Origin of the sequence: Pseudomonas sp. MS646, from assembly GCF_036693845.1 — a bacterium.
Taxonomy (GTDB): Bacteria; Pseudomonadota; Gammaproteobacteria; order Pseudomonadales; family Pseudomonadaceae; genus Aquipseudomonas; species Aquipseudomonas chlororaphis_E.
Window position 1 is genome coordinate 3700137 of sequence record NZ_CP144763.1, and the last position, 25245, is coordinate 3725381.

The 25245-nt window shown below is 63.4% G+C and carries 23 protein-coding genes; 18 read left to right on the forward strand and 5 right to left on the reverse strand.

The window, feature by feature from the left end; genetic code table 11:
• The first annotated feature begins 214 nt into the window (after positions 1 to 214).
• A complete protein-coding gene (locus V3H56_RS16160; RefSeq protein ID WP_221178966.1) occupies positions 215 to 460 on the forward strand; it encodes an STAS domain-containing protein in 246 nt (81 codons plus the stop codon).
• Here the strand turns inward: V3H56_RS16160 and V3H56_RS16165 are convergent.
• Positions 434 to 2455 carry a sigma 54-interacting transcriptional regulator gene (locus V3H56_RS16165; protein WP_338473609.1) on the reverse strand — a complete coding sequence of 674 codons (2022 nt, stop codon included), beginning with the start codon at positions 2453 to 2455 and terminating at the stop codon, positions 434 to 436. The two genes, V3H56_RS16160 and V3H56_RS16165, sit on opposite strands and share 27 nt — an antisense overlap.
• Positions 2456 to 2635: 180 nt before the next feature.
• Between V3H56_RS16165 and V3H56_RS16170 the strand changes: the two genes are divergently transcribed.
• The 3 genes from V3H56_RS16170 (at position 2636) to V3H56_RS16180 (ending at position 5456) form a co-directional block, all read left to right on the forward strand.
• Entirely contained in the window at positions 2636 to 3658 is a 1023-nt protein-coding gene (locus tag V3H56_RS16170) for a Gfo/Idh/MocA family oxidoreductase (RefSeq protein ID WP_047738929.1), read from the forward strand.
• Positions 3655 to 4443 (forward strand): TIM barrel protein, encoded by a 789-nt coding sequence (locus V3H56_RS16175; RefSeq protein WP_047738930.1) that lies wholly within the window; start codon positions 3655 to 3657, stop codon positions 4441 to 4443. The genes V3H56_RS16170 and V3H56_RS16175 overlap by 4 nt, the downstream gene beginning before the upstream one ends.
• A gap of 86 nt (positions 4444 to 4529) precedes the next feature.
• On the forward strand, positions 4530 to 5456 hold the full coding sequence (locus tag V3H56_RS16180; RefSeq protein ID WP_047738931.1) for a sugar ABC transporter substrate-binding protein: 927 nt from the start codon (positions 4530 to 4532) through the stop codon (positions 5454 to 5456).
• Between the two features lie 41 nt (positions 5457 to 5497).
• Here the strand turns inward: V3H56_RS16180 and V3H56_RS16185 are convergent, their stop codons facing one another.
• Positions 5498 to 6271, reverse strand: a complete 774-nt coding sequence (locus tag V3H56_RS16185) for an alpha/beta hydrolase (protein ID WP_047738932.1) — start codon at positions 6269 to 6271, stop codon at positions 5498 to 5500.
• Positions 6272 to 6416: 145 nt separating this feature from the next.
• On the opposite strand from V3H56_RS16185, the gene V3H56_RS16190 reads away from it, so the two are divergent.
• Genes V3H56_RS16190 through V3H56_RS16205 form a run of 4 tightly spaced genes read left to right on the forward strand, consistent with a single transcriptional unit; the run spans position 6417 to position 10294 of the window.
• Positions 6417 to 7601, forward strand: a complete 1185-nt coding sequence (locus V3H56_RS16190; RefSeq protein WP_052497378.1) for an iron-containing alcohol dehydrogenase — start codon at positions 6417 to 6419, stop codon at positions 7599 to 7601.
• A 23-nt stretch (positions 7602 to 7624) separates the two neighbouring features.
• Positions 7625 to 9064 (forward strand): NAD-dependent succinate-semialdehyde dehydrogenase, encoded by a 1440-nt coding sequence (locus V3H56_RS16195; RefSeq protein ID WP_042730348.1) that lies wholly within the window; start codon positions 7625 to 7627, stop codon positions 9062 to 9064.
• Between the two features lie 25 nt (positions 9065 to 9089).
• Positions 9090 to 9611 (forward strand): GNAT family protein, encoded by a 522-nt coding sequence (locus V3H56_RS16200; RefSeq protein ID WP_042730347.1) that lies wholly within the window; start codon positions 9090 to 9092, stop codon positions 9609 to 9611.
• Positions 9608 to 10294, forward strand: a complete 687-nt coding sequence (locus V3H56_RS16205; RefSeq protein ID WP_080922084.1) for a glutathione S-transferase family protein — start codon at positions 9608 to 9610, stop codon at positions 10292 to 10294. The genes V3H56_RS16200 and V3H56_RS16205 overlap by 4 nt, the downstream gene beginning before the upstream one ends.
• Positions 10295 to 10516: 222 nt before the next feature.
• On the opposite strand, the gene cysE is transcribed toward V3H56_RS16205, so the two are convergent.
• Both cysE and V3H56_RS16215 read right to left on the reverse strand, forming a co-directional pair.
• Complete coding sequence (gene cysE, locus V3H56_RS16210) at positions 10517 to 11344, reverse strand: serine O-acetyltransferase (protein ID WP_042730346.1); 828 nt, start codon at positions 11342 to 11344, stop codon at positions 10517 to 10519.
• Entirely contained in the window at positions 11325 to 12545 is a 1221-nt protein-coding gene (locus V3H56_RS16215) for an amidohydrolase (protein ID WP_338473610.1), read from the reverse strand. The genes cysE and V3H56_RS16215 overlap by 20 nt, the downstream gene beginning before the upstream one ends.
• 172 nt (positions 12546 to 12717) lie before the next feature.
• Here V3H56_RS16215 and V3H56_RS16220 point away from each other — a divergent pair, with 172 nt between their 5' ends.
• From V3H56_RS16220 to V3H56_RS16265, 10 genes are all read left to right on the forward strand, one after another.
• The gene (locus V3H56_RS16220; protein ID WP_123578991.1) at positions 12718 to 13968 is read left to right on the forward strand and encodes an MFS transporter; all 1251 of its coding nucleotides are present in this window, start codon (positions 12718 to 12720) and stop codon (positions 13966 to 13968) included.
• Between the two features lie 162 nt (positions 13969 to 14130).
• Positions 14131 to 14520: a cupin domain-containing protein gene (locus tag V3H56_RS16225; RefSeq protein ID WP_042728691.1), complete on the forward strand. Its 390-nt coding sequence runs from the start codon at positions 14131 to 14133 to the stop codon at positions 14518 to 14520.
• Positions 14513 to 16021: a methionine--tRNA ligase gene (locus tag V3H56_RS16230; protein WP_047738937.1), complete on the forward strand. Its 1509-nt coding sequence runs from the start codon at positions 14513 to 14515 to the stop codon at positions 16019 to 16021. Before V3H56_RS16225 ends, V3H56_RS16230 begins: the two co-directional genes overlap by 8 nt.
• Positions 16022 to 16031: 10 nt before the next feature.
• Entirely contained in the window at positions 16032 to 17051 is a 1020-nt protein-coding gene (locus tag V3H56_RS16235; RefSeq protein ID WP_212802704.1) for an FAD-dependent oxidoreductase, read from the forward strand.
• A gap of 47 nt (positions 17052 to 17098) precedes the next feature.
• A complete protein-coding gene (locus tag V3H56_RS16240; protein ID WP_123578912.1) occupies positions 17099 to 18001 on the forward strand; it encodes an ABC transporter substrate-binding protein in 903 nt (300 codons plus the stop codon).
• Between the two features lie 13 nt (positions 18002 to 18014).
• Positions 18015 to 19274 (forward strand): SidA/IucD/PvdA family monooxygenase, encoded by a 1260-nt coding sequence (locus V3H56_RS16245; RefSeq protein WP_338473611.1) that lies wholly within the window; start codon positions 18015 to 18017, stop codon positions 19272 to 19274.
• Positions 19275 to 19292: 18 nt separating this feature from the next.
• Positions 19293 to 20285, forward strand: coding sequence for a 2,3-diaminopropionate biosynthesis protein SbnA (gene sbnA / locus V3H56_RS16250; RefSeq protein WP_338473612.1), 993 nt, complete (start codon positions 19293 to 19295; stop codon positions 20283 to 20285).
• A complete protein-coding gene (gene sbnB / locus V3H56_RS16255) occupies positions 20278 to 21312 on the forward strand; it encodes a 2,3-diaminopropionate biosynthesis protein SbnB (protein WP_053007411.1) in 1035 nt (344 codons plus the stop codon). The genes sbnA and sbnB overlap by 8 nt, the downstream gene beginning before the upstream one ends.
• Before the next feature lie 4 nt (positions 21313 to 21316).
• Positions 21317 to 23113 carry an FAD/NAD(P)-binding protein gene (locus V3H56_RS16260; protein WP_338473613.1) on the forward strand — a complete coding sequence of 599 codons (1797 nt, stop codon included), beginning with the start codon at positions 21317 to 21319 and terminating at the stop codon, positions 23111 to 23113.
• A gap of 576 nt (positions 23114 to 23689) precedes the next feature.
• Positions 23690 to 24427, forward strand: a complete 738-nt coding sequence (locus tag V3H56_RS16265; protein ID WP_234407904.1) for a LysR substrate-binding domain-containing protein — start codon at positions 23690 to 23692, stop codon at positions 24425 to 24427.
• A gap of 74 nt (positions 24428 to 24501) precedes the next feature.
• On the opposite strand, the gene V3H56_RS16270 is transcribed toward V3H56_RS16265, so the two are convergent.
• Complete coding sequence (locus tag V3H56_RS16270) at positions 24502 to 25242, reverse strand: SDR family oxidoreductase (protein ID WP_047738940.1); 741 nt, start codon at positions 25240 to 25242, stop codon at positions 24502 to 24504.
• Positions 25243 to 25245: the final 3 nt, after the last annotated feature.

The following is a 25245-nucleotide window of genomic DNA, read 5'->3' on the forward strand; positions in this document are numbered from 1 at the left end:
GCCGATCCGTTGCACGTTCCAGTGACGGGCATTGCGGGGCATTCGTGCCTCGGGATGCCCGTCACGTTTATCCGCGCAGGCCCCAGGCTGGCGCATCAAGACCTCGTCGAACGCATCCGGCGGTGCCCGGATCCATCACTTGCGAAAGGGACATTTCTCATGCGCTTACGCCACCTCTCCATTGCCACTCGTGAACGCTCCCTCGACATGGCGGTTGCCCGCCCACGCCACTGCAACGCAGTTCAACACGCTGCTCGGCCAACTGGGCGACGCAAGCTGTATCGACGCCAGTGCCCTGGAGCGCTTCGACACGTCAACCCTGGCCCTGCTGCTGGAGGCGCGCCGACGTGCCAGGCATCGCGCCGAGCCCTTCAGGGTGACGAATGCGCCGCCGCGGCTGCTGGCCTTGGCACGGCTGCACGGCGTCGAAGCCCTACTGTTTGCCGAGCCCCCGATCTAGCTCATCGCAACGAAACGTTTCGGCACTCAACCCATACCGACTCATCTTGTTGTACAGCCCGCCCCGGGACACATTCAGTTGCCGGGCGGCGAGGCGGATGTTGCCTCGGGTTTCCTTGAGGGCCGCGACGATCGCGTTCATTTCGTGGGCGTCGAGCCCCATCGCCGGCGAGCGCTCAGTCGCGCTGCCGGGCAGTGACGGCCGGCCACGCTGCTGGAGTTCCAAGGGCAGGTCATCCGCCTGGATCAACTCGCCGACCGCCAGGTTGGTGGCTCGCTCGATGATGTTTTCCAGCTCCCGCACATTGCCTGGCCAGTGATAGGCAGACAGCACATCCAGCGCCTGCGGCGAGATGCCTCGCACCGCCTTGCGCAGTGAACGGGCGCAGCGGCCGAGGAAATGCTGCGCCAGCAACGGCACATCCTCGCGACGCATGCGCAGCGGCGGCACCGTCAGGTTCAGCACATTGAGCCGGTAGTAAAGGTCTTCGCGAAACGCGCCATCGGCCACGGCTTGGCTGAGGTTGCGGTGGGTGGCGGCGATGATGCGTACGTTCACCCGCTGGGATTTCTTCGCCCCCACCCGGGTGACCTCGCCTTCCTGCAAGACCCGCAACAGGCTGACCTGGGCACCGAATGACATGTCACCGATTTCGTCGAGAAAGATCGTGCCGCCATCGGCCAACTCGAACTTGCCGGCCGAGCCGCCGCGCGCCGAACCGGTGAAGGCGCCTTCGACATGCCCGAACAACTCGCTCTGCACCAGGTCCCGCGGGATCGCCCCGCAGTTGACCGCCACGAACGGGCCGCCGCGCCGCTCGCTGGCGTTGTGGATCGCCTGGGCGAACAGTTCCTTGCCGGTGCCGCTTTCACCAAGGATCAACGTGGTCGAGTCGCTGCGACTGGCGATGCGCCCCAGGTGCAGCGCGTCCTGGATCGCCCGGGAACTGCCCTGGATGGTGTCGAAGGTGTAGCTGGCCTGGGTGCCGATGAGCCGTCGCGTGATGTCCCGGATGCGCCGGTTCTCGCGCAGCGAAACGATGCGGCCGCCCTGCTCCAGCGCACACACCGACACCAGGCACGCCAGGTGACTGCGGTCATGCAGTTCGAACGTGCAATCCAGGTCTCGCAGCCCTTCTCCGCCACGCAGCAACATTTTGTCGCTCAGCTCGCTCTGGCCCAGGCGTTGGAACGGCTGGCCCAGCAGGTCGCGTCCGACGCCAAACAGCTGTCGCGCGTAGCCGTTGATGGCCCTGATGCAGCCGCGCTCGTCCAGCACGACCAAGCCTTCGTTGAGCACTTCAAGCACCGTCTGTTGCTCCTCCAGCAACGCCTGGAGTGCCATCTGTCGCGAGACGGCTTCAGCGGCGGCCTGGACGGTGCCCAGCGTATGGAAGTGAAACCAGCCCGGCTCTGCCGTCAGGGTCAGGATGGCCAGTGTCCGGCCCTGCGGGTCACGGATCGGGGCGGCGGCACAATGCATGCGCCGTCGACGCAGGCCAGTGCCGAAGTTCTCTTCGGCCAGCACGTAGACCAGGCGGTCTTCCGCCAGCGCCAGGCCGGTGCAATTGGTGCCTTGCACCGATTCCAGCAGGCGGCTGCCCACCGGCGTGAGGTCGAGGCCGCAGAAGTACAGCGTGGTCCCTTGGGCATCGGTCAGGTTGATGTGCCCCCTGGGGTTGTAGGCCAGCAATCCGCCCATGACCTCGGCGGCCACCGCAATCATCGCCCGGTGGGCGGCCAGCGTCGCGGTCAGCACGGCCGGCTCGACGAAGCGGTACACGCCATCCTCGGGATCGAGACCGGCCTCGACGCTGCGCAGCCAGGAGTTCCAGATCACCTGCCGGACCCCGGCGGGGCGCTCGACGCGTCCCGCCAGGCACGCCAGCCAGGCCCGTTCCAACTCGGGGATCGGCCCGTCACTCAACGACGCCGGACCGAGGGAAGTGATGTAGTCGAGGTCTTGCTCGCTGACAGCGATGGGCGCCGGTAGCACAGGCTTCTCCAATGTTCATTTTTTAGACATGTCCAGTATAGGCATGTCATTAGATTTAACACTTTTTCCATCAACTCAAAAATAAATCGTTATTTATCAATTGCTTATTAACTGGCACAGGGCTTGCTCTTTCTCAGCACAGTGCAACCACTGGCTCATAACAACAAGGAAGCCCGTTTCATGAACACATCCAAGATCATTCGCCTCGGCCTCATCGGTGCCGGTCGCATGGGCAGCTTTCACGGCCTGACGGCCGCCCGCCACATTCCCGGTGCCTGCCTGGCGGCCATCGCCGACCCGACGCCTGGCCAAGCCGCCCGCCTGGCTGCACAACTGGACGTGACGCGGGTCTATACCGACCCCCAGCAGTTGCTTGACGACCCCGAGATCGACGGCGTGTTGATCGCCGCTCCGGCCCGCAGCCACGCCGAGCTGGTCATCAACGCCGCCCGTGCCGGTAAGCATGTGTTCTGCGAAAAACCCATGGCCATCACCCTTGACGAAGCCGACCGCGCCATCGCCGTCGCAGCCAATGCCCGGGTCACCCTGCAAGTGGGTTTCAACCGCCGCTTCGCCAAGAGCTTTCGCACCGCCCACCTGGACGTGGCCGCCGGCCGCATCGGCACCCCACAACTGCTGCGCTCGCTGACTCGCGACCCGGCGTTGAACAACCCGGCCAACTCGCCACAGTGGGTCATCTTCCTGGAAACCCTGATCCACGATTTCGACACCTTGCGCTACCTCAATCCCGGCGCCGAAGTGGTCGAGGTCTTCGTGATGGCCGATGCCCTGATCGCCCCGGCATTCAAAAGCAAGGGGTTGCTCGACACCGCCACGGTGACCCTGCGTTTCGACAATGGCGCCATCGCCACCGCCGAGGCGAACTTCCAGGCCGTGTATGGCTACGATGTCCGGGGCGAGGTGTTCGGCAGCGCCGGCATGTTGACCATGGGTGGCGTGCACGATGGCGACCTGGTGCGCTACCTGGCCGATGGCATCCAGGCCGACACACAGCGCCTGGACACCGACCTGCTGCGCGATGCCTACGTGGCCGAGCTCAACCACTTCGTCGACTGCCTGCGCAGCGGTGCCAAACCGCTGGCCAGCGGCGAAGACGCCCGGGCCGCGCTGGCCATTGCCCGTGCGTGCATCGAGTCGTTCCAGCAAGGCCAGCCGGTGCGCGTGCAAGGAGGCCGGCCATGAGCTTTACCCCCTTCAAGCTGGCGGTCAGCGCCGAAATGGTCTTCCTCGACCGGCCCTTCATCGAACGGGTCGAACGGATTCATGCGCTGGGCTTCAGTGCTGAAATCTGGGACTGGACCCAAAAGGACATCGCCGCCCTGGTTGCCACCGGCGCCGACTTCACGTCGATGACCGGCTACATCGAGGGCAACCTGACCGATCCGCAGGGCATCCAGCAATTGCTCGACAGCGCGCGCGAATCCCTGGCCGTCGCCGCCCGATTGAACTGCCCAAGCCTGAACCTGCACGGCACGGGCCTGGGCGACCAAGGCCTGCCCGTCAAACCGGTGGCCCTCACCACCGGTCGCATGTGGCTGAGCGCTTGCAAGACCCTGGAAAAAATCGCCCGCCTGGGCGAAGACGCCGGCCGGGTCTTCCTGCTGGAAAACCTCAACACCGAGGTGGACCACCCCGGCACGCCGTTCGCACGCGCCGACGATACCCTGGCGTTGATCGAGGCCGTGGGCAGCCCTCACCTCAAGATGAACCTGGACCTCTATCATGCGCAGATCGGCGAAGGAAACCTGATCGAGCTGATCCAGCGCGCCGGCAGCGCCATCGGTGAAATCCAGGTCGCGGATGTGCCGGGGCGCAGGGAACCGGGCACGGGTGAAATCCACTACCCGGCCATTGCCAAGGCCTTGTTCGGCATCGGCTATACCGGTGTCGTCGGCCTGGAGGGCTGGGCCAGCGGTGACAGCGACATGGCCCTTGAACGCTTCCGACAAGCCTTCACACTGGACTGAGGACGACGCGGCGCCTCTGGGCCACGGGTCCAAGCGCCGCCGACCGCCACGCCTGATCGACTCATAACAACAAAAGGAACACCCTCATGCGTCGCTGCACTTTGTTTTTTGCCACGCTGCTACTCGTCTTCAGCCAATGGGCCAACGCCAGCTATCGCATCGGCGTCAGCATCGCCCGGGTTGACGATAACTTCATGACCTATGTGCGCAGCGGCCTGGAAGACGCCGCCCGGAAAGACAATGTCCAGGTCCAGTTCGAGGACGCCCAGGGCGATGTCGTGCGCCAGCTCAATCAGGTCCAGGGCTTCATCAACCAGAAGGTCGATGCGGTCATCGTCCTGCCCGTGGACACCGCCGCCACCACCAACATGACCCGCGCCGCCGTCGAGGCGAAGGTGCCGCTGGTCTACGTCAACCGGCACCCGGACGAGCGCTCCCTGCCCAAGGGCGTGGTCACCGTGGCCTCGAACGACATCGAGGCCGGCCAGTTGCAAATGCGCTATCTGGCGGAAAAACTCAAAGGCAAAGGCACCCTCGCGATCATCATGGGCGACCTCGCGCAGAACGCCACGCACGACCGCACCGAAGGGGTCAAGCAGGTGCTCAAGGACTATCCCGCAATTACCATCGTCGAACAGCAAAGTGCCGAGTGGCAGCGGGCCAAGGGCATGGACCTGACCAGCAACTGGCTGCTGGCCGGTGCCTCTTTCGACGCCATCGTCGCCAACAACGACGAAATGGCCATCGGCGCGGCCATGGCCTTGCAACAGGCCGGCAAGGCCAAGGGCGAAATCGCCATTGTCGGCATCGACGGCCTGCCCGACGGGCTGGCGGCAATCAAGCGCGGGTTGCTCGTCGCCTCGGTGTTCCAGGACCCCAAGGCCCAGGCGAGCATCGCCCTGCAAGCGGCCATCAAGATGATCAAGGGCGAGCCGGTAGAGTCGGAAGTCTGGGTACCCTTCCAACTGATCAAGCCGGAACAGGTGGCGACGTTCGAGCAGCATTACCAGTAGTCGTTGGCGCCTGGCCTCGACGCCGCTGTCCCGACCAAGGGTCAGCGGCGTTTTTCATCAGAGACGAAACGTTGGACAATCCGCGCCAGCCCAAGGGGATCTTCGGCGAGCATCAAGTGGCCACACGGCAACGAGAACAAGGCGCCACGGGGCAACTGGCGATACAGGGCCACGCTCACCGAGGGCGGAATCAAGCGGTCATCCAGGCCAATGATCACGGCCGTCGGGCATTCGAGCCGCGATAGCTGCGACGAGACATCCAACGTCAGGTTGAGCCGCATCTGGACGGCAACCGCCGGCCAGTGAACCCGCTGGTAAAAATCCTCGATGCACGTGGTCACCTGGGTTGCGGACATCGCCCGCAGGCCAGGGCTGGAAAAACCACGCGTCACGATCTCGGCCGCCAGCTTCATCGGGTGGTCTTCGAGCAGCCGTTGCCAATAGCCGAAGGTTCGCCGCACCTGCGGGTCACGGGCATTGTCGAACGGTGCAATCAGGCTCAGCGACAGCACCTGCGGCCCCAGCACGCTCGCCACTTCAACCGCCACCGCGGCCCCCAGCGAATACCCCACCAGGTGGACACCGCCCACGCCGCCATCGCGAATCTTCCCGGCAATTTGTCGGCCCAGGCCATCAAGGGTTTGCGCGACCGTGCTCTCGCGCTCCAGCCGCGACCAGTCAACGGCCAGGACCCGGTAAGGACCCTCCAGGTGATTGGCGAATGCCTCCCAGGTAGAGCGCGGATGGCCCGCCGTGCCATGTATCACGATCAGGCAAGCCTGCCCCTGTGCCTTCAGCTCAATGAGTTCCACCATCGGCGCACCTTTCAAGGATCGATCCCGACCGGATCTTAAGCGTTGCGCAGGCGTCTTCAGGTCATTTTTTCTAAAGCCAGGGTTCAGCTTTTGTGCGTTGTATCACCTGTGTGATCGACCTAAAAAGGTCAAAAGGAGGAACGCCATGCAGATGAACAATCCGATCTTCAACACGCAATCATTCCATGTCGACTGGAGCTACCCCACGCCAATCTGGTTTGGTGTCGAGCGGGTCGACGACCTCGTCAACGGCTGCGCCTTTCTCGGCAAGCATCGGCCGCTGGTGGTCATTGACGAACGGCTGGTCGAGCACCCCTTGATCTTGCGCGCCCTGGAGCGCTGCAAGCAGTCGGGTATCGACCTGCAGCTGTTCTCGAACTTCCGCTCCGACCCCGACACCGACATGCTCGAACAAGGCGTCATCGCCTTCAACGAATATGCCCGCGACATGGTGGTCGGCATCGGTGGCGGAAGCGCCCTGGACCTGGCCAAGGCGATTGCCTTCATGGCGGTGCAGACCAAGCCGATCTGGACCTTCGAGAGCCTGCCCAACCGGTGGCAGGCCGCCAATGCCGACGTGCCGCCGATCATCAGCGTGCCGACCACCGCAGGCACCGGGGCCGAGGTGGGCCGGGCCGCCGTGTTGCTGGACAGCCAGGAAAACCGCAAGCGGCTGATATTCCACCCCAGGATGCTGTCGTCGCTGGTCATCGTCGATCCAGCCCTGACCCTGACCGTGCCGGGGCCAGTGACCGCCGCGGTGGGGATCGATGCCTTCTCCCATGCCTTCGAGGCGTACTGCGCCAACAGTTTCCACCCCATGGGAGACGGCATCGCGCTCCAGGCCATGAACCTCATCAAGCAATGGCTGCCCATCGCGGTACAGGACGGCAGTGATCTCCAGGCCCGCTGCCACCTGAGCGCCGCGGCCCTGATGGGGGCGGTGGCCTTTCACAAGGGACTGGGTGCCGTGCACGCCATCAGCCACTCCATCGGCGGTGCGTATGGCACCCACCATGGCCTGACCAACGGCGTGCTGCTGCCCTATGTGATCGCCCACAACCGCCCGGTGATCGAAGCCAAGCTGGTGCGCCTGTGCGAAAACCTGGGCCTGGCGCAACCCGGCTACGAATCGTTTGTCGCCTGGCTCAAGGATTTTCTGGCCAGCCTGGGCATCCCCCCGCACCTGCGTGAGCTCATCCAGTCACCTTTCGATGCCGACCTCATGGCCCAACTGGCCGTCGCGGACCCGACCGCCCGGACCAACCCGCAGCCGCTGTCGGTACACGACTACAAAACCATCATCGACAACGCCTGGTCCGGACACTGAACGGGCACTTTCAAGGAGGGCATATGTACAAGGACATCGGTTTGTTCATCAACGGCCAGTGGCGCTACCCCGAGGGGGAAAGGCCCAGCCTCGACATCACCAACCCCAGCACCCAGCAAAGGATCGGGCGCCTGGCCTGCGCCGACCAAAACGACCTGGACCAGGCCCTGCAAGCGGCGCAGCAGGCGTTCGCACGGTGGAAGGTCAGCAGCGCCGAAGAGCGCAGCAAGGTGCTCTATGAAGCCTACCGGATCATCTTGAGCGAAGCCGAATCGATCGCGGCATTGATCACCCTCGACCAGGGCAAGCCATTGGCCGAAGCCCTGGCGGAAGTGCGGTTCTGCGCCGAGCACGCCAAGTGGCACGCCGAAGAATGCAAGCGGCTGTACGGCAGGCTGGTTCCCGCCCGAAACCCCAAGGTCCGCCAATCGGTGGTCAAGCGGCCGGTGGGCGTGTGCTGTGCCTTCACCCCCTGGAACTTCCCTTTCAACCAGGCGATTCGCAAGATCTGCGCTGCGCTGGGAGCGGGTTGCACGTTGATCCTCAAGGGCCCGGAAGAAGCCCCCTCGGCCGTCGCGGCGCTCGCCGACATCTTTCAGCGGGCCGGGTTGCCCGACGGTTGCCTGAACCTGGTCTGGGGCAACCCCGAGCAGATTTCCAGCTACCTGATCGACTCCGACGTGATCGCCAAGGTGTCCTTCACCGGTTCGATCGCCGTGGGGAAAAAGCTCGCGGCCCAGGCCGGGGCAAACATGAAAAGGGTCAGCATGGAACTGGGCGGCCACGCCGCGGTGATCGTCTGCGCCAGCAGCGACATCGACAAGGTCAGCACCGTGCTGGTGGACGCGAAATTGCGCAACGCCGGACAGATCTGCATCTCCCCTTCACGCTTCTTCGTCCACGCGTCGGTGATCGATGACTTCATGACGGCCCTGGTGGAAAAAACCCGTCGGTTCCAGGTCGGTGACGGCATGGACCCCGACACCCGCATGGGGCCGCTGTGCAACGCTCGCCAGATCCCGCGCCTGCAAGCCCTGATCGACGACAGCCTGGCCCAAGGTGCAAGCCTGGTAATGGGCGGCACTCGGCTGGACCGCCCGGGCAATTTCTTCCAGCCCACGATCCTCGCCAACGTCCCCCTGACCGCCCGGCTGATGCGCGAAGAACCCTTCGGCCCCATCATTCCAGTGGTTGCCTTCACCGACCTGGACAGCGTCATCGAGCAGGCCAATGCGCTGCCCTATGGCCTGGCCGCGTATGGGTTCAGCGAAGACCGCAGCGAATGCGCCCGGCTCGCCGAGGAACTGGAAGCCGGCATGATCTCGATCAACCACTACGGGCTGGGCATGCCGGAAACACCGTTCGGTGGCATCAAGGACAGTGGCTACGGCAGCGAAGGCGGCAGCGAGACCTACGACAGCTACCTGTCGACGGTCCTGATCAGCGAACTGACCCGCCCCTGACTCGCGAGGCAACGGAGGCATCACCATGAACGTTACCCTCAGACCCTTCCAGGCCAGCGACTTCGACACGGTCATGTCCTGGATCGATGGCCCGGAGACCCTGTCGCTCTGGGCCGGCGCGACCTTCACTTACCCCTTGGACAAGGAGCAGTTGCAGCGCTACCTGGACAAAGCCGGCGAACGCTACCCATGGCGCAGCCTGTTCGGGGTGCTCGACCCGGATGAAAAGCTGATCGGCCACATCGAGTTCTCGGACATCTGGCCGCACCTGTCGCTGCGCTTTGCGCGCATCCTCATCGGCGACCCCGACGCCCGCGGCAAGGGGCACGGCCAGGCCATCCTGCGCCAGGCTCTGGCCCTGGCCTACGAGCGGTTCAACGTCGCCCGGGTCGACCTCGGGGTCAAGAAGGAGAACCTCCTGGCGATCAATTGCTATCGAAAAGCCGGTTTCAAGGACATCGGCCTCTGGCCCGAGGCGATCGACACGCCCATCGGCTGGATCGACGTCCACTGGATGACCCACACCCGCAAGGAGCAAACACCATGACGTCGATCACCCTGTACGGCCACCCGGAGTCCGGACACAGCTACAAGGTCAAGTTGATGCTGGACGTGGCCAAGGTGGACTACACCTACCGACAAGTGGACATTCTCGTCGATCGGGATGCGCGCCCCGAACCCTTCAGGACGTTGAGCCTGGCGCGTTTTGGCGAGGTGCCGCTGCTGACCCTCGACGGTGCGCACTACGTGCAATCCAATGCCATCCTCATCGAACTTGCCGATGCCCTGGGGCTGTTCGGTGGCAGCGGGCGACGGGGCACCGTTACGTGCAAGGAATGGCTGCTGTGGGAAGCGAACAAGATCGGGCTGTCGCTGCCGCATTTGCGCCTGGCCCGCAATTACTTCCCGGACGACTACCCGCCGGGCGCCGTGCAGTGGCTGGCCAGCCGCTTCAAGGAAGACGTCGGCCGACTCGACAAGGAACTGCGCGACGGTCGTCGCTACATCCTCGACGACGAACTGTCGATCGCCGACTTCTCCCTGGCGAGCTACCTGTTCTGGAGCAACCAGGCCCAAGTCGAGCTGCCCGAGACCGTGATCGCCTGGCTGGGCCGGATCGCCAACCTGGACGGCTGGCAAAGTCCCTACGCCTGCCTCTCACAACAGCCGGGTTATGAAACCTTCGGCCTGGTCAAGGACGAGTTCGATCCCCGTCGCATCGCCCCTTGAGCCCGAGCCAGCCGCATCGGCGAGAAGACCTTCTTCTCGCCTTTTTTTCGGCGCCTGGCGCCTAGTGGCCTGTACGGTTAATTCGAGTACTCAAATTCGAGTGCCAGGGCTTGCCAGGCAAGGCGCCATGACGAGTCGTAGCCCCGCTACGGCAAGGAATGGCAACGCAGCCTGGCAAGTCCTGGCGCCGAAGTTGAGTAAACGAATTAGCCACACAGGCCACTAGCTAACCGATTGATCCATTTCCTGGGCGGGCCGTTCATGCCTGGGTTGCCCAACCCCGGCGGCCGGCACACCCACCACCGTGGTCCTGGGTGGCACCGCCTTGAGCACCACGCTGTTGGCCCCGACCTTGGAGCCGGCGCCAATCTCGATATTGCCGAGGATCTTCGCCCCGGCCCCGATCATCACGCCGGTCCTGACCTTGGGGTGACGGTCGCCACTGTCCTTGCCGGTGCCCCCCAACGTGACGCCTTGCAGGATGGACACGTGGTCTTCCACGACCGCCGTCTCGCCAATGACGATGCCGGTGCCATGGTCCAGCAGCACACCCCGACCGATCCGGCACGCCGGGTTGATGTCGATCCCCAGGACCACGTTGCAGCGGGCTTGCAGGTACAAGGCCTCCATCCGGCGGCCCTGCTGCAGTAACAGGTGCGCGAAACGATAGGTCTGCAACGCCGCATAGCCCTTGGCAAACAGAAACACCTCCAGCTCGTTCTGGAACGCCGGGTCGCGCTCAACTACCGCCTCCAGGTCAGCCGCCATGCAGTCTTCCAGGTCCCGGCGGGGACTGAGCTCAAGGAGCATGGCAAGCATCCAGCCACGCTCCCGGGCATCGTGCGGCACCAGCAGGTGCGCAATGCGCGTGGCCATGCCCGCGCCCAGGCCCGTGCACTCAAGCACCGGCTCGCCGACCAGGCAGCCAAGCCCGGGATGCTGCAACACCGCCGTCATCGCCTGCACCCGCAGGGCCTCCCACATCAATGCGCCCGCGCGGGTGTCCTGCTCCGCGGCCCCCGCAAATCCATCATCGTTCAGCAGAAACATCGCATTGACCTCCCAGGTCGTTGGTCGCACTCAAGGCTGCGAAACAGGTCCGCGCGAACCCGGCGAACCAGGCCGCGCCCGAATACAGGATCGCGTCATTGAAATCGTAGTGAGCCGAGTGCAAGGGCGGTTCGTCCGCGTGGCTGGCCGACCCGATAAAGGCGAAAACACTCGGTATGCGCTCGCTGAAAAAAGCAAAATCCTCGGCCGCCATGGTGGGCTCGGCCAGGGCGCTGATCTGCCCCGGGGCGAAAACCTGGCGGGCCGCGTCCACCGCCAACCCTACCATGAACGGATTGTTGACCAGCGCCGGGTAACTGCGACGAAAATCCACCCTGGACTGGCACCCGAACGCCGCGCCGATGCCTTCACTCAGACGCTCGATCGCCCCGGCCAGGCGGTCCACCGTGTGGCTGTCGAAGGCCCGTACGGTGCCGCGGATGGACACCTGATCGGGGATGACATTGAAGCCATTGCCCGCCTGCAATTGGGTCACCGTCAACACGGCGCTGTCGCTGGCCTTGACCTCTCCGGCCACCAGGGTCTGCAACCCGAGGCACAGCTGCGCGGCGGCGATGATCGGGTTCGTGGCGGTATGCGGTTGCGCCGCGTGACCGCCACGGCCTTCGAGGCAGATCTCGAACTTGTTGCTCGACGCCATCATGGCGCCGGGTCGTGTGGCGAAACAGTTGGCAGGCAATGAGGGCCAATTGTGCAGACCGGCCATGGCCTGGATCGAGAAGCGCTCGAGCAGCCCGTCGTCGAGCATGGCCCTGGCGCCGGCATGGCCTTCCTCGGCCGGCTGGAATACCAGGCACACCGTGCCGTTGAAATCCATGTGGCGGCTAATCAATTCGGCGCCGCCCAGCAACATCGCCATGTGCCCATCGTGGCCGCAGGCATGCATACAGCCGGCGTGCTGCGACACATGCTCGAAGCGATTGTGTTCGGTGATGGGCAAGGCATCCATGTCGGCCCGCAGCGCGATGCAAGGCCCGCCCTGGCCCTTGGTGATAAAGCCCACCACGCCGGTCCCGGCCATCCCCCGCAGGAACGGGATGCCCAGTGTCTCCAGGCGCTCACAGATCAGGTCGCTGGTGCGCACCTCCTGGTAGGCTGTCTCGGGAATGCGGTGCAAGCTGCGCCTCAGTGCGATCAGCCTGCTCTCAAGGTCTTGCCGTTGGCTTTCAGTCAGCATCATGATGTCGTCCTCCATCGCCTATGATGACCGCCGTCCCTTTGATGAAAACCGATTTGCGTTAAACCCAGGCGTGAAAAAAACTAAAGCCAGGGCGACATCCATTGTTCGATGCGCCTCGAAGTGAGCACGCCGCCAGGAGCATAATCTTTGAGCCCACATGGAGGAGATGGCGATGACACACACCCGTTTTTTTGGAAAGACCGTACTGACCTGCACGTTCATCCTGGCGATCATCGGCTGGGGGATCGGCTTCTATGGGCCGCCGATCTACATGCAGGCGGTGATGGAGCGCACGGGCTGGCCCATCGCCCAGGTGTCGATGGCCGTCACCCTGCACTTTCTCAGCGGCACCGTCGTGATCGCCAACCTGCCCAGGCTTTACGCGCGCTTCGGCATTCCCGCCATCACCCTGCTGGGCTGCATTGTCCTGGGCATCGGCGTGAATATCTGGGCCCAGGCCAACCAGCTCTGGGTGCTGTATGCCGGGGCGGTGTGCTCGGGCATCGGCTGGGTGACCTTGGGCGCCGCGGCCGTCAACACCCTGATCGCTCCGTGGTACGTCAAGGAGCGGCCCAAGGCCTTGGGCAAGGCCTATAACGGCGCCAGCATGGGCGGCGTGATCTTTTCGCCGCTGTGGGTCTTGCTGATCGAGCGATTTGGCTTCGCCACCGCGGCGCTGGTGATCAGCCTCGCTGCCGTGCTGCTGATCGGCGCCTTCGCCTTGCTGGTCTTCAACAAGAGCCCGCAAAGCCTCGGACAGCATCCCGACAATGCCGACCAGCCGGAACCGGTGACGCCCGGTTCCAGTGCCACGCCATGGACCGCCGCGCAGACCTTGAAGGCGGCCAATTTTCGTACCCTGGCCGCCGGCATGTCCCTGGGACTGTTCGCCCAGATCGGCCTGATCGCGCACCTGTACTCGATCCTGGTGGGACGCATGGGGGCCCACGACGCCTCCTTCGCCATGGGCCTGGCCACCGCCAGTGCCATGGGCGGGCGCTACATCGCCGCGCGCCTGATGACCCAGGGCATGAACCGCAGGCTGCTGGCTTGCCTGGGTTACGTCATCCAGATGCTCGGCACCCTGATGCTCCTGGGCCTGGACCTGCACCCGAGCGTGGCCTGGATGGCGGTGGTGCTGATCGGCTCGGGCATCGGCAACGCCACCTCCCTGCCGCCACTGATCGCGCAGACCGAGTTCAGTCGCGAACAAACCGCGCGGGTCATCGCGCTGATGGTCGCCATCAGCCAGGCCACCTACGCCTTCGCCCCGGCGTCCTTCGGCCTGGTGCGCGCCGCCTTCAGCCAACCGGACCAGGCGATCATCGCCGTCGTGACCGCCGCTGTCGTGGTGCAGGCGCTCGCCATCCTGTCGTTCTACCAAGGGGTCTCCGGCCGCCCTTTCAAGAAAACCGTGTTCTGACCCTTTCCCCTTGACCCTTCCCCCCTGGCCAGGCAGCGTGCTGCCTGGTCTCCCGCCGCTTGGATTTAGCCCTCCTTAACCCAGCGTTGAATAAATCTGCGTTGTCAATTATTCCCCCGGCAAACACCATCGAGTGACATCTCCACTCGCAGGGTTAAGCCGATGGGTTTTGAAATTTTCAGGAAAATGGATTGGTCCGCCTTGGTGCATGAGTACGACCTGGACGGAAAGCGCCTGTTGCCTTGGGACGGTTATCCCATGCCGTTCGCCGCCGGATGGTGCGTGGTCAGGCCACACACCCGCAGCGAACCCCACGTGCAAATCGACCAGGAAATCTTCATCGCCCTCAAGGGCCAGGGCCGGCTGGTCATCGGCGATACGCATTACCTGTTCGAGACCGGTGATATCGCCGCCATCCCCAAGCACACCAACCACTACGTCATCAACGACAGTGACGAAGACTTTCACTTCTACGTGATCTGGTGGGACAAGTTCATCGCCGGTGACTACATGAAGGCCGATATCGCTCACCTGGAGACCGAGAATGTCTAAATTCATCGTCACTATCACACCGCCAACCCCCAACGGCGACCTGCATATCGGGCACCTGGCCGGCCCCTTCCTGAGTGCCGATATCTTCACCCGGACCCAGCGCCAGAAAGGCCACGACTGCGTGCTGGTGTCCTACTCCGACGACTACCAGTCCTACATGTTGCGCCGGGGCCGCGAGCAAGGGCGCGAGCCGGCGCAGATCGGCGAAGAGAACACCCGCAAGATCAACCTCAGCCTGAAAATGGCCGGTATCGAAGTCGATCACTGGATGAGGTCCCTGGACAACACCTGCTTTCGCGACGCCGTGCTGGAGCTTTATCACCAGGGCGTCAACGATCGCAACATCTACCAGAAAACCGTGCTGGCGCCCTTCTGCCGGGCCTGCAACGTCTGGGGCTATGAAGCCTTCGGTCGCGGCCAGTGCAGCAGCTGCGGCCAGGACTCCGACGCCAGCCAGTGCGAAGAATGTGCCTGCGCGCCGAACTACCTGTACATGAAGAACTTCCGCTGCAAGCTCTGTGGTGGCGAACACGAGTGGGTGGAAAAGGACCATGCCTACCTGAACATCGGCAAGAATGTGCACAAGCTGCGCGCCTGGCTGGGCGACAGTGCCGTGCGCCTCAACTCGCGGGCCTTCGTGGAGCGTGAACTGGCCCCCACGCCCGAGGATTGGCAAATCACCCGCCATGGCGATGCGGGCCTGGACATCGGCCAGCCGCACCTGGGCAAGGTGCACACCTGGTTCATGGGCATGGCCGGGTACATCGCGGCGACCCGGGAACACTTCACGGTCAACCAGCAAACCCCGGAGCTGTTCGACAGTTTCTGGCGCAGCGACGACACGACGCTGGTGGGTTTCCTGGGTTATGACTGCCTCTACAGCCACGGGATCGCCTACCCGATCCTGTTGGCCGGCAGCCCGTACGCGAAGAAAAAACAGCGCCTCTACACCAACATGTTCCTCAAGCTCAACGGCCTGAACCTCTCCACCAGCCGTAACCACGCCATCTGGATCCGCGACCTGGTCAGCGACTACGACACCGATTCGGTCAGGCTGTACATGGCCTTGCTGGCGCCCGAGGAGCAAGAGAGCGACTTCGTCGAAACCCAATTCGTCGAATGGCACCAGACGTTCTACCAAAACACACTGGAGACGCTCACCGTCGCGGCCACGCAAGAGTCGCCGCACTTCTGGCTCGACGGCATGCAACGCAATGAACACAAGCTGTTGTGCGAGGTGTACAACCGCTGGTCCGCGGTCACCAGCGCCGACAGTTTCTCCAGCCGGAACCTGGCCGCGCTGGCGGTGGAGCTCTACGAGATGGCGTACGAACGCCTGCAAGCGGAGCAACCGCTGTACTACCTGGTGGCGCTGGCGTCGTGTATCTGCGCCCCGATCACGCCGACCTTGTCCCGGCAGATCCAGAAGCGCTGTTCGATCAACGAGGCGTTGGTCCTGGATAACCTGATGAACGCCAACTTCCTCGATTACTCCATCTAGGACGCCTGCCATGAACAGCGACTTCGAAGTGGCCGTCATCGGTGGCGGAATCATCGGGTTGACGACCGCCGCCCTGTTGTCGGAGCGCGGCATCGACACCTTGCTGGTGGAGCGGACCCGCTGCGGCTATGCCGGCGCGACCGCCCACACCGGCGGCATTTGCCGGGCGTTCGAGCCGAACCCGGCGTTGGCGCGGATGGCCCAGGTCGTCGGGCTCAAGCCCGGCGAAACCGAAGTGGAGGCCATTCTGCGCCGCCACGAAACGGTCACCGGCGCGCTTTATCGCCTGCCCGCCGACGGCCCGCCACCCTCCAGCGACGCGCCGTTGCGGCGGCTCTCGGCCCACGAGGCACAAGTGCTCGTGGGCCGCCCCGTCACCGACAGCGGCGCGTACTACCACGAGGCCACCGCCGCGGTCAGCGATGTGCACTCGACCATGAACGGCCTGAGAACGGCGTTGCGCCAGCGCGGTTGCCTGATCGAGCGCTGCGATGTCCAGCGCCTGATGGAGCGCAACACCCACGTCGAAATCCACAGCCAGGAAACCCTTTACCGGGCACGCTGGGTGATCAACGCGGCCGGCGCCGGTAGCCCGGCGCTGAGCCTCATCGACGACAGCCAGGTGCGCACCCTCCCGTACTTCAAGTTCCGCGGCCCGTCGGTTCCCACGCTGCCGTGCATCGACTTCGTCGCGGGCACCTATGCGCTGCCGCTGTCCGACACGCTGCTGCAAAGCACCACGGCCATCAGGCCGAGCCTGGAGGAAATCGAAGGCGACCGCAGGCACTTGCGCCTCATGGTCGAAGACTGTCGACAGCGGCTGCGGGGTCTGCTGGGCGAGACCGATGAGTACTCGTTGCTGTCGATGGACCTGGCAACCGACCTGTACACCGCCGACGGCTTGCCCCGGCTGGGCGCGCAGTACCCAGGCTCGCGTATCTGGCTGGCGACCGGCCTCAATGGGGTGGGCTACAAGTACGCCTACCCGATCGCATCGCGCCTCTACGACCAGATCGCCCGATCACGTTAACACCCCCTCGTCGCACACATTGAATCCACGTCCAGGGAGGGACAGCCATGCCCTTTTGCATCGGTATATCGGCCATTTTCGAGAGCGCCAGGACAGTGCACGCACGCACCTTCCTCGCGGCCATCAACCACTTCATCAACACCCACGACACCACCGGGTTGACGTTCATCTTCGAAGATGACGACGCCAGCCCCGAAGGCGGGCGTCGCGCGGCCCGGCGACTGATCAGCCGGGGAGCCGACGTGGTGGTCGGGCATTTCTCGTCGGACGCGGCGGCCGGCGCCCTTCCCCTCTACGAAGCCGCGGGCATCCCCGTGCTGCTCCCGGCAGCGACCAAGCAGGACCTGGTTGGCACGCTCACCCACGCCTTTCGCCTGTGCCCATCGGATAACGACCTGATGACGCTGCTGGCCAGGCAGTTGCTCACCCATGGCGAGAGCGCCAGCGTGCTGCTCACGCACGACTCGACCGCGCACGGTGAGTCCCTGGCGCGCAGCCTCACGGCCCTTCTCGAGCGCACCACCCTGCGCCTCACCACGTCGCCCGAGCGCGCCGACGCGGTGGTCTATTGCGGACGCCTGAACAACAGCATCCGCTACGTCAACGCGCTGCCGGAGCGGCTGCGCGACCGGCCGATCTACCTCACCGACGACGCACTCTCCAGTTGGTTCATCGAGCAGACCGATGCCCTGGACAGCCTCGGCATCGTTGGCCTGGCAACCGCCGGCGTCGGGCTGTCCGCCAGCGAAACCTATTACCAGGAAAGCCTGGCGGCCTTGCAGATCGCCAGCGCCCTGAGGCATGGCGGGCCGATGCTCGACGCCCTGCACACCACCACCTTCGCCACCGTCATGGGCGATGTGCAATTTCGTGACGGCGAGAACCGCTTTACCCGAGCCGCCCTCTGGAAAGTCCGCAATCAACGTTTCGTCCCATTCACTTTTGCTTGATCACAGGTGCCTCATGCAGGGAACTCCCGACTACTACGAAATGATCAATATCGGCTTCGGCCCCGCTGGCATTGCCCTGGCGTGCGCGCTCGAAGAAGCCCCCCATCGGCCACTGGAAACGGGTCAATGCCTGTTCCTGGAAAAACATTCCAACTGCGCCTGGCACCCGGAATTCCTGCTCGATGGCACTGACATCAATCACCACCTGTTGCGCGATCTGGTGACCCCGCGCAACCCACAAAGCCGGCACTCGTTCGCCATGTACCTGAAGGAGCACGGCCGGCTCTATCAGTTCGGCCTCCTGGGTCGCCCCGCCAGTCGCAACGAGTGGTCCGACTACGTGTCCTGGGTCGGCCAGGCGTTTGCCGCGCACGTGCATTATGAGGAAGAGGTCCGGGAGATTCGGCCGGTCATGGAAGACGGCGAGATCACGCTGCTGCGGGTCATGACTTCCAAGGGCCAGTACCTGACGCGCAACCTGGTGCTCTCCAGTGGCAGCACCCCCAACATCCCCCGGCAGTTTGCCCAGCTCGACAGCGCCCGGATCATCCACACCTCGCGCTATCTCAGCAGCCTGGGGCACCTTGACCGCCAGGGCGCCTGGTCCTTTGCCGTGATCGGTTCCGGGCAGAGCGCAGGCGAATCCATCGTCGACTTGTTGAACCGTTTCCCGAACGCCCAGGTCACCTCGATCCACCGCAGCAGCGGGTTCAAGATCGCCCAACTGGGACAGTTCCCGAACCAGGCCTTTCATCCCGAGCGGGTGGCGTACTTCCACAAGCTGGGCCAGGCCGAAAAAGCGATGATCCTCGAAGAGGTCAAGTCCACCAACTACTCGGGCATCGATGTCGACGAAAGCCAGGCGTTGTACTCACTGTTCTACGAAGGCCTGGTCAGCAACAAGCCACGGCTGGCGTTGAAAATCTTCACCCAGGTCGAATCGGCTTCGCCCACCGAAGCCGGAGTCACCCTGGACCTGTGCGACCCCTACACCCAGGAACACAGCAGCCTTGACGCCGACTACGTCATCCTGGGGACAGGCTACCAGCAAGACTACATCCCTTCGCTCCTGTCCCAACTGCAACCCTGGCTGAGCCTGGGCAGCGACAACGGCGTGCGGGTGGAACAGAACTACAAGCTGACGACCACTGCGTCGTTCCAGCCCGCGATTTTCGTCAATGGCCTTTCCGAACGCTCCCACGGCATCGGCGAGGGCCAGTCCTTTTCCCTGCTGGCGATGCGCGCCGGCATCCTGACCCATTCCCTGTTCTGAACGCCCGAAGGTGTCGACATGTATAACGCTTCCTCCGATATCGTGTTTGACAACGTATTCCTGACCATCAAGGGCCTGGGTATCCGTTGCGCCTTGAAACTCGACTACTTCAACGCCGCCGGCTCGATCAAGATGAAGACGGCCCTGGGGCTGGTCTTGAGCCTGGAACAACAGGGGCTGATCAACCGCAATACCACGCTGATCGAATCGTCCTCCGGCAACCTGGGCGTGGCCTTGAGCATGATCTGCGCCGAGCGCAAGTACCGGTTCGTCTGCGTGTGCGACCCGAACATTTCCCAGTCCAACCTGAAGTTGATGATGGCCCTGGGCACGCGGATCGTTCAGGTGGACACCAAGGACTCCAACGGCGGCTACCTGGGCACCCGCATCGCCTACGTCCGGCAGACAATCGCCGCCGACCCGAACTGCCTCTGGCTCAACCAGTACTCGAACCCGGCCAATCCGCAGACCCACGCCCGCACCACCGCCAGCTCGATCTTCAACAGCTTCACCCGGGTCAATTACCTGTTCGTGGGCACCGGAACCACCGGCACGCTGATGGGGTGCATCGACTTTTTCAAGAAGTACAGCCCCTACACCAAGATCGTCGCGGTGGACAGCCTGGGCTCGGTGACATTTGGTGGGCCGGCGGGGAAACGCCACATCCCCGGCCTGGGGTCCAGCCAGATGCCACCGCTGTTCCGCGCCGACGACCTGTACGCCATGGAGAGCATCAAGGAGGTCGACACCATCCGAATGTGCCGCTACATGGCCAGGGAAAACGGCCTGCTGTTCGGCGGCTCCACAGGCACCGTCCTGGCCGGCGTCATGGCCTGGAAGGACCGCATCCATCCCGACGCCACCGTCGTGGCCATCTCCCCGGATGCCGGCGAGCGCTACCTGGACACGATCTACAACGACGACTGGGTGCGCGCCCGCTTCCCGGACTACGACTTCAACCGCATCCGTCCCGACATCCTTGCCAGCGATAAGGAATACGCCCATGCATGACGCCACGCACTCGACCACACCCCCCTTGCATGTCGTGAAAGGCAGCACCGTTCGCGAAGTCCTCAGGCAGTTTCCCGACCTGGCCCAGGACACGGTACGGGAGACCTACCTGCAGCATCATCGCGGCGCTACCGAGAACCCGGACAGCTATTTCCTGCGGTTCAAGGACAGCCCGGCAGACCGGATCATCGCCCTGCCCGCCGCCTGCATGGACGGTGCGGACAAGGTCGCCGGGATCAAATGGATCGCGAGTTTTCCCGGCAACACACGGCACAACCTACAGCGAGCGTCGGCCACGCTGATTCTCAATGACCTCGCCACCGGCTATCCCATCGCATTGCTGGAAGCGTCGATCATCAGCGCCGTGCGCACGGCCGCCTCGGCGGTCTTGGCCACCCATTGCCTGCTGGGCCAACGCAGCGAGATCCCGCGGTTATCATTCGTCGGTGCCGGGGTCATTTCCCGCACGATCCTGGAGCAATTTCGCGTCTCGCGCTGGGCCATCGGCGAAGTGCTGATCCACGACACCGACGCCGATTCCGCCCAGGCCTTCAGGGCCCACGCCCTCGCGCTGGGGTTCAACTGCCGCGTGCTCGACACGCTTGAGCAGGCGCTGGAAAACGACGTCGTGGTACTCGCCACGAATGCCGCGCAGCCCTATATCGACGAGCGCTATGCCTTCAAGGCCGGGACCGTGCTGCTCAACATCTCCCTGCGCGACCTGGCGCCCAGCCAGATCCTCGGTGCGTTCAACGTGACCGATGACATCGAACACTGCCTCAAGGCCAACACCTCGCTGCACCTGACGGAACAACAGGTCGGCCATCGCGACTTCATCCACGGCACCCTCGCACAACTGGTGCTCGGCGAGCGCAACCCCGACCCGTCCCGGCCAATGATCTTTTCCCCGTTTGGCCTGGGCGTGCTCGACGTGGCACTGGGCAAGAAAATCTTCGACATCGCACAGGCGCAACAGCAAAGCGTGCCGGTGACCGATTTTTTTGAATCCACCCTCCGCTGGAGTTGAAACCATGCGCATTGCAATCATCGGAATGGGTGCCACCGGCCTGCTGGCCCTGGCCAAGACCTTTTCCATGGCCAAGCGTCACCCCAACATGTCCGTGATCGTCCACGCCTTCGACGCCCAGGCTCCGGGCCAGGGGGTGCATCGCTGCGACCAGGCGGACTACCTGCGCCTCAACACGGTGGCCGGCCAGCTCTCCATGTTCGAGGACGACGACTTTACCCTGTTCCCCCGGCACACCTTCCGGCCCTCGCTCTATGAGTGGGTCGCCCACCTGCACCCGGAGGCCATCAGTGGCGAACAGGATCGCTTCGCCTTCCTGCCCCGCCGGTACCTGGGCCTGTACCTGCAGTGGTACTTCACCCGGCTGCTGGAGCACATTCCCATCAACGTGCGCCTGGAGACGTCGTGCCGCCTGATCCGCGGCGTCGAAGAAGAGCCGGACGGACGCTTCAGGCTGCTCGCATCGCCCATCGTGAGCGGTGCCTACGACACCTTGCTGCTGTGCACCGGGCACGGGGTGCTGCCGAGCGGGACCCACGCCGCCCCCTTTATCCGGCCCTACCCGCTTCCGGCGAGCCTGGAAGACATCGCCAGCGATTCGAGCGTGGCGGTCCAGGGTGTCGGGTTGACCGCCATGGACGTGGTGGCGGCGTTGACCACGGGCCGTGGCGGGGTCTTCGAGCACACCGCCGGCGGCCTGAGCTACCGACCCTCCGGCCAGGAACCGCGCATCAGCCTGTACAGCAACTCCGGCATGCCCTACCGCGCCAGGCCGGAGGTGGACGATGCGGTCATCCGCTATCAGCCGCTGCTGCTGACGCACGCGGCGATCGACCGGCTCAGAGACCAGGCCCCGGGACGAAGACTCGATTTCGAGAAAGACCTGCTCCCGTTGCTCTACCAGGAGATGACGGCCGCGTACTACTGCGCCTGCGCCGGTCAGGACGAGCGCAACGCGTATCGCTACCAGGAACGTTACCAACAGGTCTGGGAGCAGGTGCAAACGGCCCAGGCCACTGGAACCCTATCGGCCACCTTTGATCGCCTGGCCAGCGAATACGGGCCCTACACGCCCCAGGACATCCTGACCTGCACGCCACCTCCCCACCTGACGGCCGACACGTACCCGCAGTGGTTCGTCAGCCAGCTCCAGGAGGACGTGCACGCCAGTGCCTTGGGCTGCCGGCGCAGCCCGCTGAAGAAGTCACTGGAAATCTGGCGCGACCTGCGCAATCAGTTATGCCACGCCATCGATCATCGGGGCCTGACCCCGGCGTCCCACCAGGCCTTTTTCACGCGGTATTGCCCGCTGATCAATCGGCTGGTGGCCGGCCCACAAAAAGAACGGCATGCAGAATTGATTGCCTTGATACAAAGTGGGGTGGTCGAGCTGCTCCCAGGCTATGCAGCGGCCGAGCATTACAATCCCGATACACAGACACTCACTGTCACGCTGGAAAAGCCCGACTACCAGCAGTTTAAGTTCGAGCACCTGATAAAAGCCAACCTCAGTACCCAAGCCACCCAGCGTGAGCTGCACACCCTGCTCAGTGCCATAACCGAGCAACCGTCGAGCTATTCTCCGCTGGCTTATGGCGACTTTTCGTCCGCCCACCACCCGGAATTCGTGCACGCGCATTTGCGTGAGCGGATTTATATATTCGGGCCGGTCCTGGAAGGTTCCAGTTATTACAATCACTACGTACCTTCCAATGCCCCTTCACGCATTTCAGCGGCACTTGACAAGAGCCTGAGCAATGCCGTCAACCATTTCAACCACCGCTTCAGTGAAATATTTTAAATATTCAGTTTCCTCTATCGCAAAACATAGAGGTTTTTAACACGCTTGCAACAGGCCTTCCTTTGAGATTAGCGTACGGAAACTTCGCCACTCTCATCCAGGCCCACCAGACTTTGGCGCCAGATATCTAACAACCGCTACCGGGGGACCCGGCGCACCACAACAGAGCAACGACACGCCATTAGAAAGGGACTCTCAATGCTGACTTCATTCAACACTTCCTGACCCCACGGACGTTCCTTTTCGAGTCATACCTTATCGCCCCGCTCACCCCTCTTGGAAGGTGGAGGGAGAAGTCATGCCTCGACATAACGGTACTTCTGATTAGCAGCACGGAACACGCCCCGGCTAAATTAAAACAAGGACTGAACGATGAGCCGATCAATGCCATTATCATCGCTCCATATATTTGTCGAGGTTTGCAAACACAACAGTATGAAAAAAACAGCTGACATACTCTGCGTTACCCCAGGCGCTATCAGTCAACAAATAAAAAGCCTCGAAGACCGAATGTCCGTCAAGCTGTTTGAACGCTCTCACCGAGAGATTAGCCTGACCAGTGCCGGAAGAAACTTGATGGATCAACTCGCCGTGTCTTTCAACAATATCGAAGCTGTCTGGGAAGACTTCGAATCTTTCAGAACCCGTTCCGCCCGACTGTCAGTCAATACCACCCTGTCCTTTGCCAGCGCCTGGCTGATCCCGCGACTCACCCGGTTTCAACAACGTTGGCCCGACATCGAAATCAACTTGTCGACCTCCCATTACCCGGCGGATTTACGCCGCGATGGCATCGACGTGGCCATTCGTCATGGCCAGGGCGTGCATCCGGGCCATCACAGCGAAAAACTGTGGACACCCAAGACCCTGCCCATCGGCAACCCGGCGTTGCTCAAGACAGGCCGACGAATAGAACAACCGGCCGATTGCCTGCACTACCCGCTACTTCAGGACGCCAGCCGCTCGAACTGGAAGCTCTGGCTCAAGGCCCACGGCATCGAAGACAGCCGCTCGCGGCGCGGTAGCAGCTTCACCGATGAGCAACTGTTGATTGACGCGGCCATCGCGGGCCAGGGGCTGGCCCTGGTCAGCGACGTCTATGCCCGGCCGGCGATCAAGGCCGGGCATGTGGTACCGGTCTTTGCGGCGTCAACCCATACCGAAATGGCTTACTACCTGATCAGCACGCTGGAACAGGCAGACGATTGGAAGATCAACATTTTCGCCAACTGGATAAAGGCCGAAGTCAGCCTGTTCCTGAAAGTCAGCGAGTCATCCGCACAATCCCGGCAACCCGATTACGCGTGTGACTGACGCGCCGACACGGGACAATCATTCCGTGGTGGTGAGCTGTCAGGATGACAGCTTCTCGAACGCAGGGACCAGGGTCAGACCAGTCGAGCACCGCCATCGACGTTGAGCACGGCACCGTTCATGAACGTGTTGCCCATCAGGAACACCACCGCCTCGCCGGCTTCCGCCGACGTGCCAATGCGCTTAAGCGGCAGCGCCTGCTCCAGGGACGCCACGTAAGCGTCACGACCTTCGCCCAATGCCTTGCTGAAAATCGGTGTATCGATCGGACCGGGCGACAGCGTGTTGACGCGAATCGGCGCCAACTCCAGGGCCAGGCCCCGCGCCAGCGACTCCATGGCGGCCGAGGCCGCGCCGATGACGGCAGTGCCATGGGCATTAGGCCGATCGGCGAGTGCGCCCGAGATGAAGGTGATCGATCCCGCCTTGGAAAGCCTGTCACCCAGGGCACGGATAGCGTTGATGGACGCCCAGATACGCTCATCGAACGCCCGGCGCAAATGTTCGACGTCAGCGCTCATGATGCTTCCAGTGACGAACGTACCGGCGAGCAGCACCAGGTGATCCACCACTGCGATATCCGCCAGCGCCGCTTCCAGCGCCTCACGGTGGGTCACATCGGCTGCGCGCCATCCATCCAGGCCATGTGCCTGCGCCGCCTGCTCGGCACGGGCCGCATTCGAGCCGATGACCACAACCTTGGCGCCGGCAGCCTTGGCCTGTATCGCGGCGGCCAGGCCGATGCCCGATGTACCGCCGAAGATGACCACGGTGCGGCCGAGAAGATTGGATGCAAGTGCTGGGGTGAGCGTCATGGG

Excerpts from the sequence above, each read along its gene's own strand:
- V3H56_RS16170 (WP_047738929.1), top strand. The coding sequence starts at position 2,636 with ATGAACACATCCAAGATCATTCGCCTCGGCCTCATCGGTGCCGGTCGC.
- V3H56_RS16175 (WP_047738930.1), top strand. The coding sequence starts at position 3,655 with ATGAGCTTTACCCCCTTCAAGCTGGCGGTCAGCGCCGAAATGGTCTTC.
- V3H56_RS16180 (WP_047738931.1), top strand. The coding sequence starts at position 4,530 with ATGCGTCGCTGCACTTTGTTTTTTGCCACGCTGCTACTCGTCTTCAGC.
- V3H56_RS16185 (WP_047738932.1), bottom strand. The coding sequence starts at position 6,271 with ATGGTGGAACTCATTGAGCTGAAGGCACAGGGGCAGGCTTGCCTGATC.
- V3H56_RS16190 (WP_052497378.1), top strand. The coding sequence starts at position 6,417 with ATGCAGATGAACAATCCGATCTTCAACACGCAATCATTCCATGTCGAC.
- V3H56_RS16195 (WP_042730348.1), top strand. The coding sequence starts at position 7,625 with ATGTACAAGGACATCGGTTTGTTCATCAACGGCCAGTGGCGCTACCCC.
- V3H56_RS16200 (WP_042730347.1), top strand. The coding sequence starts at position 9,090 with ATGAACGTTACCCTCAGACCCTTCCAGGCCAGCGACTTCGACACGGTC.
- V3H56_RS16205 (WP_080922084.1), top strand. The coding sequence starts at position 9,608 with ATGACGTCGATCACCCTGTACGGCCACCCGGAGTCCGGACACAGCTAC.
- cysE (WP_042730346.1), bottom strand. The coding sequence starts at position 11,344 with ATGTTTCTGCTGAACGATGATGGATTTGCGGGGGCCGCGGAGCAGGAC.
- V3H56_RS16215 (WP_338473610.1), bottom strand. The coding sequence starts at position 12,545 with ATGATGCTGACTGAAAGCCAACGGCAAGACCTTGAGAGCAGGCTGATC.
- V3H56_RS16220 (WP_123578991.1), top strand. The coding sequence starts at position 12,718 with ATGACACACACCCGTTTTTTTGGAAAGACCGTACTGACCTGCACGTTC.
- V3H56_RS16225 (WP_042728691.1), top strand. The coding sequence starts at position 14,131 with ATGGGTTTTGAAATTTTCAGGAAAATGGATTGGTCCGCCTTGGTGCAT.
- V3H56_RS16230 (WP_047738937.1), top strand. The coding sequence starts at position 14,513 with ATGTCTAAATTCATCGTCACTATCACACCGCCAACCCCCAACGGCGAC.
- V3H56_RS16235 (WP_212802704.1), top strand. The coding sequence starts at position 16,032 with ATGAACAGCGACTTCGAAGTGGCCGTCATCGGTGGCGGAATCATCGGG.
- V3H56_RS16240 (WP_123578912.1), top strand. The coding sequence starts at position 17,099 with ATGCCCTTTTGCATCGGTATATCGGCCATTTTCGAGAGCGCCAGGACA.
- V3H56_RS16245 (WP_338473611.1), top strand. The coding sequence starts at position 18,015 with ATGCAGGGAACTCCCGACTACTACGAAATGATCAATATCGGCTTCGGC.
- sbnA (WP_338473612.1), top strand. The coding sequence starts at position 19,293 with ATGTATAACGCTTCCTCCGATATCGTGTTTGACAACGTATTCCTGACC.
- sbnB (WP_053007411.1), top strand. The coding sequence starts at position 20,278 with ATGCATGACGCCACGCACTCGACCACACCCCCCTTGCATGTCGTGAAA.
- V3H56_RS16260 (WP_338473613.1), top strand. The coding sequence starts at position 21,317 with ATGCGCATTGCAATCATCGGAATGGGTGCCACCGGCCTGCTGGCCCTG.
- V3H56_RS16265 (WP_234407904.1), top strand. The coding sequence starts at position 23,690 with ATGGATCAACTCGCCGTGTCTTTCAACAATATCGAAGCTGTCTGGGAA.
- V3H56_RS16270 (WP_047738940.1), bottom strand. The coding sequence starts at position 25,242 with ATGACGCTCACCCCAGCACTTGCATCCAATCTTCTCGGCCGCACCGTG.